The organism is Methanobrevibacter sp. (assembly GCF_045539575.1).
GTDB lineage: Archaea > Methanobacteriota > Methanobacteria > Methanobacteriales > Methanobacteriaceae > Methanocatella.
In genome coordinates this window covers 19728-34646 of sequence record NZ_JAZQFM010000006.1, presented here as the reverse complement: position 1 = coordinate 34646, position 14919 = coordinate 19728, and the positions used below count along the sequence as shown (strand labels likewise).

The window sequence follows — 14919 nt, the reverse complement described above, 5'->3', positions numbered from 1 at the left end:
TGGTCAATACATAATTGAGCGTTTTTCATGGAGTACATACAACATACTCTGGAACAGTATGGTTTACCGATTTGTTCATCTCTGGAACCGACACAGTGGATGAATGCTACACGTTTAGGTTCGATACCGTCGGAAGGTTTGATTACGTGTCCACCAGTAGGACCTGATGCGTTAATCATCCTTTCAATTTCCATAGCGGTAATAACGTTTGAGAAACGTCCGTATCCGTATTGGTAAATTCCGGAAGGATCGAATGGGTCGTAACCGATTGCAGCAACAATAGTACCAACTTCTAATTCGATTTCGGTAGGTTGTTGGTTGTGGTCGATTGCGTCTGGTCCACATGCTTGTACACATAAGTTACATTCGATACAGTAGTCTTTATCGATAGTAGCACATAATGGTACAGCTTGAGGGAATGGGATGTATGCAGCTTTTACCATACCTACACCTTCGTCGTAGTAGTTAGGTATTTCGATAGGACAAGCTTCTTGACATGCTCCACATCCAGTACATAAATCTTCATCTACGTATCTAGGTTTTTTCTCTACAGTTACTTTGAAGTTTCCGATGTATCCGTCTACTTCTTTAACTTCTGCGTAAGAAATTAATTCGATGTTTTCGTGTTTGTTACAGTCTACCATCTTAGGTGCTAAAATACACATTGAACAGTCGAGAGTTGGGAAGGTTTTATCTAATTGTCCCATACGTCCACCAATGGTTGGGTTTCTTTCTACCATGTAGGTTTTGAATCCCATGTCACCTAAGTCTAATGCGGTTTGAATACCAGCTACTCCACCACCGATAACTAATGCTTTGTTATCTACAGGTACTTTGGTTGCTTCTAAAGGTTCGAGTAATCTTGCTTTAGCAACAGCCATACGGGTTAAGTCTTTAGCTTTTTCGGTAGCTTCTTCAGGTTGGTTCATGTGTACCCATGAGTCTTGTTCTCTTAAGTTAGCAAATTCAAACAAGAATTTGTTTAATCCTGCTTCTTCTACACATCTACGGAAAGTAGGTTCGTGAAGACGAGGGGAACAAGCTGCTACAACAATCCTGTTTAAGTTTTTCTCTTTAATGTCTTCTTGAATCATTGCTTGACCTGGGTCTGAACACATGTATTTGTAGTCAGTTGCGTGAACTACATTTGGTAAGGTCTTAGCATATTCAGCTACACTAGGACAGTCTACGACTCCACCAACGTTTACACCACAGTGTCAAACGTAAACACCGATCCTTAATTCTTCGTTGTTATTTATATCTTCTGCCATATTAATTCACCTTGTACAAGTCGTGAAAAATATCTAATATATAATAAAAATTGCAATTTTTTAAAAAAAGTCTATAGAATTTTTACATAGTATTAGATATACATATGTAGTTAGTCCACATATTTAAAGCTTTCTAGTGACATCTTGGAGTAAAGTATATATATGATGAAATAAAATACTCTTTAAAACAGCTTTAATAATTAAAAAAATAATAAATAAACCTATTTAAGTAAAAACAAGCTTATTTGTTAGATTTATTAAAAATAATTAATTTAGGTTGGGATAAATTTATGAATTTTTAGCTAGATTAACATGATAATTACAGGCAGTGTAATCAAAGAGATTACAGTGTTGATTAATATGCAATCTGAAGTCAGTTCATAATCAAGTTTATAGGTAATAGCAAGCAGCAGTGACATCATTCCAGAAGGCATCGCAGCCTCGACAATTGCCACATTGTACTCCAAATCAACCAATCCCAGATAATTCACAATCAAAAAGGCAACCATCGGGAAAAATGCCAGTTTCATGATGGATGTAAACACAATCATGGATTTGCTTCTGGACAACGCTGAAAAATCAATGGATAGACCTAAAGTGACCATGATTAAAGGAATTGCACCTTGGCCTAGATAATTAACAGTATAATCCAAAACAGATCCTATAGGAATGTTGAGCCAGTTGAAACATAACCCTAAAACAACTGCCCATAAAGGCGGGAAAAATGCAATTTTTTTAACCGCAGTCTTAACTGTACCTCCGAACTTCAGGATTAAAACGAATGATAAAATTAAAAATATACACAGTGTTGCCATGTCACAAAATATCGCCCTTAAAAAACCTGCCTGACCGTAAATACCCAAAGTAACAGGATAACCCATAAATGCAGTGTTTGCAATCATGACTGTGACAAGAACTGACCATAATTTTATATCATCTAACTTGAATTGCTTTAAGATGAAATATGATACAATACCTGTTGCAAAAGACGATGCCAATATGATAAATGGTAAAATGCCCAATTTTGGAATCAAAGATAAATCCGCATTGTATATTGCATGAAATATCATGCACGGCATTAAAATATACATTACTATTTTATTAAATGGATCTATATCCTTTTCAGATAAAAAATCAATTCGTTTAAGGAAATACCCCAAACCAATCATTATAATAACAGATAAAATAGTAGTCTCAATTGCATTCATAACACTACTTTATGAATGTTGTAATATTTAATAATTATTGAATGAAAAATAGAAAAAAAAGAAAAAGTAAAATTAACTAACGATACCTTCGCTAGTAATTTTAAATACGCATTCGCCTTCAGGCAAATGAGGGGAGTCCACTAAACGTGCAATCCTTTTACCTGCTAAACCTTTTTTGAGCCAGATTCTGTAAGTGGATGCGTGACCTAAAACGTGACCACCAATTGCTTTTGTTGGACTTCCAAAGAATGAGTCCGGTTTAGCTTGAACCTGGTTGGTTAAGAATACTGCAACATTGTAAGTGTTTGCAATTTGTTGAAGGGAGTGTAAGTGTTGATTTAATTTTTGTTGTCTTACAGCTAATGATTCCCTTCCGACATATTCTGCCCTGAAGTGAGCCATTAATGAATCAACAATAACTAATTTGATGTTAGCTCCACTTTGAATAAGTTCATTAATTTTATCAACCATTAAAATTTGGTGAGCGGAGTTAAATGCACGAGCTACATGGATTCTGCTTAAAACTTGTTCAACATCTAAATCAAAACCTTCAGCGATTTGTCTTACCCTTTCAGGACGGAAAGTGTTTTCTGTATCTACAAATACACATTCACCATCAAGACCACCGAGTTCTTCAGGTAATTGAACGGTTACAGCTAATTCATGGGAAATTTGACTTTTACCAGACCCGAATTCACCGAATACTTCAGTAATTGATTGGGTTTCAATACCTCCACCAATTAAATCATTGAATTCTTGGCTACCTACAGTAATGTGACCTACATCTTTTCTTCTTTCGTCAACTTCTAAAGCAGTTTCGAAGTCGATATTTTCTGCTCTACGTGCTGCTTCAATAACTTTTTCAGCGACACCTTCACCAATTTCTGCTTTAACAGATAATTCTTTTGGAGTAGCAGTTGCTAATCTCATCATGTCAGCAAAACCTGCATCTCTTAATTTTTCTGCTGTTTTTTCTCCTACGCCTGGTAAATCTGCTAATTCTACCATAATAATCATTCCTTTATTTTTTTAATTTAAAAATATTTGTTTAAGATTTTTTTAGGACTTAACCTATTTTCTTCATTAAATTCATCAAAACTAACATTAGCTATAATTTCAACAGTTAAACCATTAAGATCTTCGAGTTTGTCTTGAATACCATAACCGTCTTCAATAAGACTAATAATTTCTTCTTTTTTCATTCCAATAAGCTCTTCAGCTAAATTGTCAAAGAATGTAACTTGAATATCTCCAGTATCGTCTTCAATTCTGGTTGGAACCATTAAAAGATACTTAGGTTCATCGAAAGTGTATCCGCAATTGTCACAGATATACTCGTCCATGCCCTCTTCCACATTACTGTTACAGTTTGGACATCTTTTAAGCAATACCCTGTCAGCGCTAACCTCTTTAATAGTTCCTGTGACACAGACATTAGTATCGTCTTCATATAAAGATTCAATGGATTTAGGAGTGTAAATTTCAGCCATTAAATCATCGAGTGAAGGTAATTTTTCCATTTCACTTTCACTAGGTTCAAGAATTGTGGTTGCTCTGGACACATTTGCTTCCAAACGATTGTCCATGTTCAGTGCTAAACGAGGATTTTGTAGCTTGATTCCATCTCCGACTTCTCTTTCTTGAAGTGCGTCATTATCCCATAAGGCAACTCTAATTGTACCGGTATCATCAGCTATTTCAATATTTCTTACATGACCTGTGTCTCCGGTATCCCTGTCAAAGTCACGAACTTCATTGATTTCAATTATTCTACCGATGATAATTGTGTCTTCTTCATCTTCATCAAGATCTTCAATCTTTTTAGGGTTGTAAATGGTCTTTTCAAGAGTTGACAATTCAGGTATGAACATTGCAGATGCTTGCTCTTCGGTTAATTTAATAACTCTGGAACCGCTTCCAATGTTTAAGTCAACACTCATCATTCCAAGTCTAGTTCTTGCGTTTTCAATTTGGTATGCATCTCCAACGACATATTCCTCTCTAGCTTTTTCATTCCAGAATGATAATTGAACTTTACCTGATTCATCTGCAAACATTACAGAGCGAACAATGCCCACAGTTCCGTCGTCACGTTGGAATTCATTAACGTCATTGACTGAAAGAACCCTACCGATTATATCAATTTGTTTTCCTTCGTCATCGATTTCAGCAATGCTTCCAATAGGAACCGGCCTTAACTGTTCACGGATAGCTTCAAATTCATCTAACTCTTCCATTGTTAAATTTTCAGGATTGATTGTGATTTGAGTATTGAAATTGGTATTCATGGAATATCCGCTTTCTGTGTAATCATCAAAACGAACATCACCGCCAATAATTTTAACTATATCACCTTTATTGAGTGGTAGCGCGGTGTCATCACCCCAAACAGTGACTCTAATAGAACCTGTATTGTCTCCGACATCAAAGTTTCTTAATCTTCCTTCGGTATTGTCCTTTTTCCTTAGGAAAGTTCTGATATCCTGGAGTCTGACTACAACACCTTTAATGGAAACATCTTTCTGTTCTGACAGATCACCGATTTGCATGAATTCTTGCTCTATTTCAGGAACATCGAAGTCGCCCTTAATGATTCTTCCATCCCAATGGGTTAAGGAGATTTCAGAATCGCCGTCCCTGTTAATTCTTTCACGAGCCTGTGCTGCAAGAATCTTAACAGTGTCGCCGTCTTCCAATTTCAAATCTTCTATTAACTCTACATTTTTATTCCAAAGGGTGTAAGTGATTTTACCTGTGGCATCCTGTAATTCCAGTGATGCGACTTTACCCTGTTTTCCGTTTTTCTCATAACTTCTGATTGTTGGAATTCTTAAAATTCTTGCGATGATATTTACCTTGGTTTCAGGTTCGATATCTGCAATTGCAGTAATAGTCTGTTCATAAGCAGGATATTTTGCAGGATCGTCATCAACATGAGCAATGGATGACCTTTGTAATAAATTAGCTTCAAGTCCGGAATAACCCTCTTTTATGTCTACATTTTTGATTTGGATTATGTCCCCTTCATTGAATTTATTTAAAAGAGGCATGTTTGCAGTCCAGAAAACACATCTCATGGTTCCGGTGTTGTCTTTAAGTTCAACATTACAGACTTCACCTTCTTTACCTTTACGTGTTTTAAATGATCGTTTATTTGAAATGGAAATTACCCTACCAGTGACACTGGCATTTTTACTGCCGTTTTCTAAATCTTGAATCATTTTATCGGCATATTCCGGTTTTTCGGAAACTACTTCAGGCTCTTCGGTTACAAATTGACCAACGACCATGTCTGCAAATGTTACATCCCCCATAAATGAAGCATGTTCATTTTGTTTTTTGAATTCTTCCATACGGCTGAAGAATTCTTCTTCACTAATTTTATCTTTAACTTTGTCATATCTTTCTTGAAGTTCTTCTGTCATTGTAAAACCAGTTTCTTGAGGAACTTCTTCATATTTGTCAATTCCCTGAGAATCGTCCAAAGTTTCATCATCACTCAAAGCTACACCTGTATCCACAACACCATAATTTTTTAAAATCATGCGTGCTAAGTCTACATCGTTCATAAATTCTACATCACCGTAGCTTTCACGTAATTTTTCGATTTCGGCTTCGAACTCTTCTTCGGAAAGTTGATCTTTGATTTTTTCATATAATTGTAAAATTTCTTCTTGCATACCAAACCCCTCATAGAAAAGTTAATTATTATTTTATAATTAGAATGTATATAAAGTATTAGAGAGAGCAGTTGATGAGTATTATATTGAAAATTTAATATATATTTCACTTAACTGCACACTTATGAAACTGTGCAAAACAATCAATATGCATTAGGATTTTTCTTTAAAGCTGTTTTAATCATTATAGCCAAGTCCAAACCCATGTGCCAGTTTTCTACGTATTCAATATCATATTCAATACGTTTTTTAATTGAGGTATCTCCACGACACCCATGAATTTGAGCCCAACCAGTAATTCCAGGCCTTACCTGGTGTTTAACCATATATTTTGGAACATCCTTTTTAAATTGCTCTACAAAATATGGCCTTTCTGGCCTTGGACCGACAACGCTCATATCTCCTTTTAAAACATTGAAAAATTGAGGCAATTCATCAATACTAGTTCTTCTGATAAAGTTTCCGACAAGTGTTTTACGAGGGTCATCCTTGGTTGTCCACTCTGATTTTTCTTCGCTTGGGTCCTGAACCCTCATACTTCTGAATTTATACATCATGAATGGCTTTCCGTTGTGACCAATTCTCTCCTGCTTAAATATTATTGGACCTCTTGATGTTAGCTTAATTGCAATTGCAGTAAGAATCATGATTGGTGAGGTTATAATTATTGCAATTATGGAAATAACATAGTCAGAAGAGTATTTCAAAAACTTATTGAACTCATCATCCAAAGGAACGTAACGGATGTTGATGATAGGAATATCTTCAATCATGTCAACAGACGGCTGTGCAGGGAAATATCTGATATAATCGGGAATGATTTCCGCCTTGATTCCGACACGCTCGCAGCTTTCCACAAGCTCATTGATTTTATAATAATACTTTAAAGGAATAGCTAAAACAACCCTGTCAAAATTATTTTTATCCAGGACATCATCCAAATCCTTAAATGATCCTATGACTTCACTTCCGGATATTTTCATTCCTATATGCTCTGATCTGCCTAAAAATCCGTTAACGGAAAATCCCAGGTAAGGATTGTTTTGGATTTTTTCAGCGAAAGAATAGGCCAACTCATTATCTCCAACAATTAGAATATGCTTCAGATTTCTATTATTGATTCTGATTCTCTTTAAAAAGCTTCTGACTACAAACCTTTCAATTATACCAAAGAATGTGCTGATAAGAGCCAAAAGGAAAAGCATGATTCTTGAAAAGTTTGGCTGATTGATAATGAACAGAATTGACACTAAAACCAGGAACGCTACAATATTCACTTTTATGATTTGAGTTGCCTCTGAAAAAATATTTTTATAGGTTCTGCGAGGCTTATACAATCCAAAAGCAAAATAAAGTATCAAATAAGTAGGAATTACAGCAAATACTAGGAAAAGCAAATAGCTTTGTAAACTTAAATGGCCTCCTATCGGACCGAATAGTGTGGTATGAAACCTTAGCCAGAATGAACATGCAAGTGATGTTACAACGACTAAAACGTCAACCAATACTAAAATTATATTCAATAATCGCTGATTTTCCTTTATCATAGTAATTACCAGAAAACTAGTTTCAATGTTATATTAGATTAATATATTATATAACTATTATTTTTTGAACAAATTCAAAAATAATTTTAAAATACATAAAACAGCGATGCCTACATAGACAACAATATTTGTCAAAAAGAAGGATTCTTTTGCATGGTGTTTTTTATAATATATGTACATTGCACGATAAAACTCATATATCAACTTATTTTTCTGTTTTTTGCTGCTGGCACCCTTAAGATGTGTAATTGAAGATTCGCCGTAGTATACAATCTTCCATCCGCCCTGCTTTATTCTGTAACACAGGTCAATGTCCTCGCCATACATGAAAAATGTTTCATCAAGCAATCCCACTTCATCCAGTGCGGATTTTCTCATGAACATGAATGCGCCTGTAAGGCAGTCAATCTCATATATTCCGTCGTCTGGAAGGTCTGTCAGATTATAGTTATCGTCCTTGCTGTTTGTTGGAATGTGGAACAGTCTGAAAAATGAGTTTTTGACGTTGGGAAAACTTCTTTTGCACGCCTTGTCCAGCTGACCGTCCTCCAGTCTGACACGGCATCCGCATGCGCCGACATCATCATGGCTTTCCATGTAATCATAAATATTTTCAAGGGTGTTTTCCCATACAATTGTATCTGAGTTCAAAAGCAGCACGTAATCGCTTCTGACTTGCCTTAAGGCCTGGTTGTTTCCGGCTGCAAAACCGTTGTTTTCGCTTGAGGCTATGAATTTCACTTTATCCTTAAAGTGTTCCTGCAATCTGGATAAACTATCGTCACTGGAGGCATTGTCAACCACAACTATTTCATATGAAAATGGATAGGAATGCTCCAAAACTGAATTGATTGTATTTTTTGTCATTTCAAAAGTTTGATAATTTACAATTACAATGGAAAGATTCATAAAACTCAACTTCTATCTTTTTAAAAATTTAATAGTGTTAATAATTAATCTATATTCAATTTTTAAATAATTTATTGTATTTTTTGATTTGAATTTTGTCTTGGAAATTTTGTTTCGTGTGGACAAGCCCTCTTTTATTCCGGCGAAATAAATATCTCCAAAGCCTTTCCTTACAAAGAACAGATATTTTATGAAAAATCCTAAAAACAGAAATATGAAATTGATTATCTTTAATGGAATCGGAATGTTCTTATAGACAACCCATACGTTATTTCTAGCCGCCAATTTAACCTTGAACTCGTTGTATCTGCTGCCGCTGGTTGCGCTTCCGATATGATAGACTACCGCCTGAGGACATAACAGATTGCGGTATCCATTGATTTTGGACCTTATTGCAAGATCCACGTCCTCCATATATGCAAAGAAGTTATCGTCAAACATTCCAAGCTCTTCTAATAAGGGTTTTTTATACATTGCCGCTCCCGCACAGCTTGAAAAAATCTCCACAACATCGACATATTCATTGGTATTGTGATTTTCACCTGTCTTTTTAGTCCATGCAAGCAAGTTGTACTCATCTCCGACATCATCGATCAGTTCCTTGTTGTTATACTGAAGCATCTTTGCCTGGACGGAAAAAATATCCTCACTTGATGAAATAAGGTCTACCATGTGCTTAATTGAACCTTTTTTAAGCTCGGTATCATTGTTTAAAGAGAAAATGTAGTCGTATTTTGCTTTTCTAATTCCCTGATTGACCGCCGGTGAAAAACCTAAATTCTCGGAATTTTCAATCAGCACCACTGGGAAGTTGAATGTGTTAGTGTTAATGTAGTCTTTGCTTTTGTCCTCAGACCCGTTATCAACTATGATTACCTCTCCAATATATTCACTGTCTTCGTTGAGTGAATCGAAAAATGTCTTTAGGAACTTCTCTCCGTTATAATTTGGTGTTACTACTGAAACCTTCATACTAATCAATCGAATTTTTAAATTTAAACCATAACTTATAATATAATCTTGGGTTTAACAAGAACAGCTTTATTTTCAACTTGAATTTAAAGTCTCCCCTATATCTTGACAGTTTGGACAATAAATCCTTTTTCTTCATTACATAATAAACTTCATCAAAACCGTAGCAGCTGTAAAAGAAATAATTCATGTTTCCAAATATAGCCTTTGGAATTCTGGAATATATAATCAGATTGGCCAGATCATTTCTGCCGTTCATCCTATAAAAGCTTGCCAAACCTTCAAAAATTTCAACAACATTAAATCGCCTGAATTCTGATGTCCTTATGGCAGAATCAGAACGCTGAATATAGTAATATGTAATTTTATTACTGATGTGAATTCTGTTGCCGTGAATTAATGCCTTTAAGGCAAATTCTATGTCCTCCCCATAGACAACACCGGGGGAAAAGTAGATGTTATTGTCTTTAATAATATCAGCATTATACATCAGCTGGAAAAAATTGAATAAGATCTCCATTCTGAGTTCCTTTTTTATGAAATCCTCGGTTGATATGGAATCAAAATCAAAATGGTTTGGATTAACTATGGAGTTGTCATCCTTTTTTGCGAACTGTATCAGGCTGAAGTCATAATCATCATTATATAATTCTGAGAGGTGATTTTTCAAAACTATGTCATCGCCGTCTACAAAAACCAGGTATTCTCCTGAAGATACATCTATTCCACGATTCCTTGCAACGCTGACTCCCCCATTTTCCTGATGAATTACCTTATATGGGACTCCACAGTCCTTTAATGTGGAATTGATGACATTTAAACTATCGTCTGTTGAGCCGTCATCGATGACTATTATTTCATAGCCCTGATTAAAATCCTGATTAATTACTGATTTGAGAGTTGCACCTATATATCTAGCACAATTATAAACAGGAATAATAACACTCACTTTAATATTATCCATTTTTATCCCCTTCATTTAAAAGAAAATCGACAACCCTCTTGGATGCTTCGCCGTTAATCTCATCAAATTGTGTCATTACAAATTCAGATAATTTCCTCTCTTCGAAATCTTTATTTTCAATTACCTCAATCAGCTGGCTTGAATCATATACGATCGGTCCTGGAACAGTATTTTTAAAATCGAAATAAAATCCTCTCTCCTCATTTAGATAACTGTCAAAATCATAAGTGAAAAATACGATTGGCTTATTCAGCATCGCAAATTCAATCATTATTGAGGAATAATCTGTGATTAAAATATCGCTTATAAGCAATAATTCCTGCTCTGATGCATAACCGCTGCAGTCAATGTATTTACCCTTTGAGGAAATGTCTCCGCTGTAAAAATCCTTAATTTTAGGATGCAGCCTTAAGGCAAGTACATATTCATCACCTAAGGACTCGTTAAACTCATTCAAATCCAGATAGTTAAAAACATTGTTGTATTTTTCCTCATCCCTAAATGTCGGAGCATAAAGAATGATTTTTTTATCAGGGCCGACACCATATCTTTTGCAGAACTCCTCTTTCAAATCGCTGATGTTGTGATTTTCAAAATAGTAATCAGCTCTCGGAAGACCCAGCGGCTTGATTTTATCCTTAGATATCTGAAAAGCTTCACTGTAAAAGCCTTCAATATTTTTTGAAGATGTTATTAAATAATCAGTATTTTTTGAAATTTTCAAAAGCATCTGCCTGTCATCTTCACTTGAAACGGATCCCCCGAACTTTTTGAAAGCTCCAGGAGCATGCCATAATTGAGTAACAACACTTTCATCTTTAAAATTCATGAATGCAATCGGAAAAAAATTGTCATTCAAAAATATGTATTTGGAAGTGGCCAAGTCTTTAAAGGCCCCTATGGAAAGCTTATCCTTATAAAAAAAGTTAAATTCAAAAGTACCTCTTTTTTCAAATTCCTTTTTAATATAATCCAGATTACCTTTAAAGGATTCTCCTGAATCAACAATGAATGTTATTTTATTTTTATTAATTGGAAAGACTTTAAACAGATTAAATATCCTCCCATATAATTTATGCTTGAGATACTTCATAAAAATCAAATTAAATAAAAAAGATTAATTTAATGGAAAAATGCCATCATGCCCGGAAATGCCTGGGCCATAGCCTGAATACCTAAAATGAATATTGCCAGACCACCAATGAAGTTAATGTATCTTGCATACTTCATAGCCAGTCTTGTTCCGAATGTTCCAATTAAAATCCAGAATACTACAGCAGTTAGACTCAAACAAGCCAAAATTAGAGGGTTTACAGCTGCCGCAACACCCTGAGCCGCCAAAATCAGGTTTTCGATGTTTCCAAAAATTAATAAAGCTGAAAAATTTTTTAATTCAGAACTCATCTACTCCCCCCTTGCAGACTGAATCATCGCTTGCAAACCTAAAATGAATATTGCTAATCCGCCTATAAACTCAATAAAGCTTACATAATCAAAAAGAAGTTGAGTTCCAAATGTTCCAATTATCAGCCACATGGATACACAAATGATACTTGCAATACCTAATTTGACCGGATTAACTCCAGCGACGACCCCTTGAGAAGATAACACCAAATTTTCAATATTACCAAATATAATTAATCCTACAAAAGGTAAATATTGTTCCAACATAAAATCACCATTTCCCCTAATAATCCGGAAGAGAGTTTTCCGAAAAATAATAAATATACGATAATGAATATTAACGAATAATTAATATATAAAACTATCTTAAATGTCTTGAAAATATGAGAATAATTTTTTTAAAAAAATCTACAAAATAAGACAAAATAAATAAAAAATATTAAACAAATGAATGTAAAAAAATAAAAAATTGAAAATAAAATAATAGAAAAGAGATATGTTTCAAGTGTAAAAATTATCTATTGCCATACATTTTTTGGTAATATTTCTGATAATCTCCACTTTTAACCTGCTCAGTCCAGTCCTGATTATCCAAATACCATTGGATTGTTTCTGTTATACCTGTTTCAAATGTATATGACGGTTTCCAACCCAAATCGTTTTGAATCTTAGTTGAATCAATGGCATAACGTCTGTCATGACCTAACCTATCGGTGACAAATTCAATCAAGGACTCATCCTTGCCCAATTCTTGTAAAATAAGTTTTACAATGTAAATATTCTCTTTTTCGTTGTTTCCACCGATATTGTAGACCTCTCCAAGACTGCCCTCATGCATTACCAGGTCAATAGCTACGCAATGGTCATGGACATGCAGCCAGTCACGGATGTTTTTACCGTCACCATAGATTGGCAATTTCTTATCCTCAAGCGCATTGGAAATCATCAGCGGGATCAATTTTTCCGGAAACTGATAAGGTCCGTAGTTGTTTGAACAGCGAGTAATATTTATCGGCAAGTCAAAAGTTTCACCATATGCTCTTGTAATCAAGTCCCCGCCTGCCTTTGAAGCTGAATATGGACTGTTAGGTTGTAGAGGAGTGGTTTCAGTAAAGTATCCTGTTTTTCCCAAAGTTCCATAAACCTCATCTGTGGATATCTGAATGTATTTTTCAACTCCAAATTCCTTGGCGGCATTCAATAGGGTTTGTGTGCCAAGAACATTTGACTTGATAAAGATTTCAGGATCTTCTATGCTTCTGTCAACATGGCTTTCAGCGGCAAAGTTAATCACATAATCGCATTGCCTGACCAAATCATCAACAACAGATTTGTCCCTGATATCTCCCTTTACAAATGAGTAATTGTCTTTGTCTTCTATGTCCTTTAAGTTTTCCAGGTTTCCGCAGTATGTCAGTGCATCAAGGTTAATTATTTCATATTCGGAGTATTTGTTAACCATGTATCTAACAAAATTGCTTCCAATAAATCCTGCTCCTCCGGTAACAAGTATTTTAGTCATTTGAATCACTCATATTTAATTTGAGATTCTTTCAGGCTTTTCCATTGTTTATCCTTATCTGATAAAATAATCTCGTCAATGTCATCGATTGGCCAGTCGATTGCAATGTCTGCATCATCCCACATTATGCCGCTTTCATCTTCCCCGTGGTAAAATTCTGTGCATTTGTACTGGAATTCAGCTTCATCAGAAAGCACAACGAAACCGTGGGCGAATTTTGGAGGAATATACAACTGTTTCTTGTTTTCTTCAGACAGTATGGCTCCTGCCCATTTGCCGTATGTAGGTGAATCTGCCCTGAGATCCACTCCAACATCGAACACTTCACCTTTAATAACGCGCACTAGTTTGCCCTGAGGATAGTTCACCTGCAGGTGAAGGCCTCTCAAAACTCCTTTTGATGATTTGGATTGGTTATCCTGAACGAATGTAAGGTCATAACCAGCCTCTTTAAAGTCATTTTCATTATATGTTTCCATAAAGTATCCCCTGTTGTCCTCAAAGACTGTAGGTTCAACTGTAAACATCCCTTCGATGTCAAGCTCTGTAAATTTAAATTTTCCCATAAAACTCACTTTCTTACTAAATTAAATAAGTATTGCCCATAATCAGTTTTTTCAAGTTCCTTAGCTGTTTTCAACAATTTTTCATCGTTAATGTAGCCTTTAAGATAAGCTATCTCTTCAAGACAGGCAATATATAGTCCTTGTCTTTTTTGAATGGTTTCAATGAAATTTGAAGCTTCCAAAAGCCCCTCATGAGTACCTGTGTCGAGCCAGGCCATACCTCTTCCGAGAAGTTCCACCTTAAGCTTTCCACGTTTCAGATACTCTTCATTTACTGATGTAATTTCAACTTCACCCCTGTCGGAGGGCTTAACATTTTTAGCTATTTCAATTACATCATTATCATAGAAATAAAGACCAGGTACAATATAATTTGACTTAGGTTTTTCCGGTTTTTCTTCAATTGATAAAACATTCCAATCGCTGTCAAACTCAACAACGCCGAAAGCTTCGGGGTTGTTGGTATAATATCCAAATATCACAGCGCCTTCCTCAAGATTTTTAGCCCTTTCAAGGATTTCTGTAAATCTGTGTCCGTGGAAGATATTGTCTCCCAGGATTAAAGCAACATTGTCATCGCCAATGAATTCCTCACCGATGATAAATGCTTCCGCAAGGCCATTAGGGTTTTCCTGAACAGCGTATGAAAATTCAATTCCCAGACTGCTTCCGTCACCTAGCAGGTCCTTAAACATCGGCAGGTCACGAGGAGTGGAAATAATTAGAATTTCCTTAATTCCTGCAAGCATTAAAACAGAAATAGGATAATAAATCATCGGCTTATCATACAAAGGCAATATTTGCTTTGAAACCGCTTTTGTAATTGGATACAGGCGAGTTCCAGAACCACCTGCAAGTACTATACCTTTCATAACA

The 14919-nt window shown here is 35.4% G+C and carries 13 protein-coding genes and 1 pseudogene; all 14 read right to left on the bottom strand.

Translation table 11 applies throughout. From position 1 onward, the window contains the following. Positions 1-1271: pseudogene (locus tag ACKI30_RS00700) on the bottom strand (4Fe-4S binding protein); the annotation flags it as partial. Between the two features lie 302 nt (positions 1272-1573). Next, positions 1574-2479, bottom strand: coding sequence for an AEC family transporter (locus ACKI30_RS00695; RefSeq protein ID WP_407409029.1), 906 nt, complete (start codon positions 2477-2479; stop codon positions 1574-1576). Between the two features lie 72 nt (positions 2480-2551). After that, positions 2552-3487 (bottom strand): DNA repair and recombination protein RadA, encoded by a 936-nt coding sequence (radA, locus tag ACKI30_RS00690; protein ID WP_292738638.1) that lies wholly within the window; start codon positions 3485-3487, stop codon positions 2552-2554. 26 nt (positions 3488-3513) lie between these two features. After that, positions 3514-6159: an OB-fold nucleic acid binding domain-containing protein gene (locus ACKI30_RS00685; RefSeq protein WP_407409027.1), complete on the bottom strand. Its 2646-nt coding sequence runs from the start codon at positions 6157-6159 to the stop codon at positions 3514-3516. Positions 6160-6302: 143 nt separating this feature from the next. Further along, positions 6303-7706, bottom strand: coding sequence for an undecaprenyl-phosphate glucose phosphotransferase (locus tag ACKI30_RS00680; RefSeq protein WP_407409025.1), 1404 nt, complete (start codon positions 7704-7706; stop codon positions 6303-6305). 57 nt (positions 7707-7763) lie between these two features. Next, positions 7764-8615 carry a glycosyltransferase family 2 protein gene (locus ACKI30_RS00675; RefSeq protein ID WP_407409023.1) on the bottom strand — a complete coding sequence of 284 codons (852 nt, stop codon included), beginning with the start codon at positions 8613-8615 and terminating at the stop codon, positions 7764-7766. A gap of 12 nt (positions 8616-8627) precedes the next feature. Then, positions 8628-9587, bottom strand: coding sequence for a glycosyltransferase family 2 protein (locus tag ACKI30_RS00670; protein WP_407409021.1), 960 nt, complete (start codon positions 9585-9587; stop codon positions 8628-8630). A 1-nt stretch (position 9588) separates the two neighbouring features. Further along, positions 9589-10551, bottom strand: coding sequence for a glycosyltransferase family 2 protein (locus ACKI30_RS00665; protein WP_407409019.1), 963 nt, complete (start codon positions 10549-10551; stop codon positions 9589-9591). Beyond that, positions 10544-11644, bottom strand: coding sequence for a CDP-glycerol glycerophosphotransferase family protein (locus ACKI30_RS00660; RefSeq protein WP_407409017.1), 1101 nt, complete (start codon positions 11642-11644; stop codon positions 10544-10546). The genes ACKI30_RS00665 and ACKI30_RS00660 overlap by 8 nt, the downstream gene beginning before the upstream one ends. A gap of 29 nt (positions 11645-11673) precedes the next feature. Further along, complete coding sequence (locus ACKI30_RS00655; protein ID WP_407409015.1) at positions 11674-11955, bottom strand: hypothetical protein; 282 nt, start codon at positions 11953-11955, stop codon at positions 11674-11676. Further along, complete coding sequence (locus ACKI30_RS00650) at positions 11956-12222, bottom strand: hypothetical protein (protein WP_407409014.1); 267 nt, start codon at positions 12220-12222, stop codon at positions 11956-11958. A 247-nt stretch (positions 12223-12469) separates the two neighbouring features. Continuing rightward, positions 12470-13477, bottom strand: a complete 1008-nt coding sequence (gene rfbB / locus ACKI30_RS00645; protein WP_407409012.1) for a dTDP-glucose 4,6-dehydratase — start codon at positions 13475-13477, stop codon at positions 12470-12472. Positions 13478-13482: 5 nt separating this feature from the next. Further along, a complete protein-coding gene (gene rfbC, locus ACKI30_RS00640) occupies positions 13483-14043 on the bottom strand; it encodes a dTDP-4-dehydrorhamnose 3,5-epimerase (RefSeq protein ID WP_407409010.1) in 561 nt (186 codons plus the stop codon). A gap of 5 nt (positions 14044-14048) precedes the next feature. Then, positions 14049-14915 carry a glucose-1-phosphate thymidylyltransferase RfbA gene (gene rfbA / locus ACKI30_RS00635; protein WP_407409008.1) on the bottom strand — a complete coding sequence of 289 codons (867 nt, stop codon included), beginning with the start codon at positions 14913-14915 and terminating at the stop codon, positions 14049-14051. Positions 14916-14919 lie beyond the last annotated feature (4 nt).

Coding starts and splice junctions, on each gene's coding strand:
- ACKI30_RS00695 (WP_407409029.1), bottom strand. CDS start 2,479: ATGAATGCAATTGAGACTACTATTTTATCTGTTATTATAATGATTGGT.
- radA (WP_292738638.1), bottom strand. CDS start 3,487: ATGGTAGAATTAGCAGATTTACCAGGCGTAGGAGAAAAAACAGCAGAA.
- ACKI30_RS00685 (WP_407409027.1), bottom strand. CDS start 6,159: ATGCAAGAAGAAATTTTACAATTATATGAAAAAATCAAAGATCAACTT.
- ACKI30_RS00680 (WP_407409025.1), bottom strand. CDS start 7,706: ATGATAAAGGAAAATCAGCGATTATTGAATATAATTTTAGTATTGGTT.
- ACKI30_RS00675 (WP_407409023.1), bottom strand. CDS start 8,615: ATGAATCTTTCCATTGTAATTGTAAATTATCAAACTTTTGAAATGACA.
- ACKI30_RS00670 (WP_407409021.1), bottom strand. CDS start 9,587: ATGAAGGTTTCAGTAGTAACACCAAATTATAACGGAGAGAAGTTCCTA.
- ACKI30_RS00665 (WP_407409019.1), bottom strand. CDS start 10,551: ATGGATAATATTAAAGTGAGTGTTATTATTCCTGTTTATAATTGTGCT.
- ACKI30_RS00660 (WP_407409017.1), bottom strand. CDS start 11,644: ATGAAGTATCTCAAGCATAAATTATATGGGAGGATATTTAATCTGTTT.
- ACKI30_RS00655 (WP_407409015.1), bottom strand. CDS start 11,955: ATGAGTTCTGAATTAAAAAATTTTTCAGCTTTATTAATTTTTGGAAAC.
- ACKI30_RS00650 (WP_407409014.1), bottom strand. CDS start 12,222: ATGTTGGAACAATATTTACCTTTTGTAGGATTAATTATATTTGGTAAT.
- rfbB (WP_407409012.1), bottom strand. CDS start 13,477: ATGACTAAAATACTTGTTACCGGAGGAGCAGGATTTATTGGAAGCAAT.
- rfbC (WP_407409010.1), bottom strand. CDS start 14,043: ATGGGAAAATTTAAATTTACAGAGCTTGACATCGAAGGGATGTTTACA.
- rfbA (WP_407409008.1), bottom strand. CDS start 14,915: ATGAAAGGTATAGTACTTGCAGGTGGTTCTGGAACTCGCCTGTATCCA.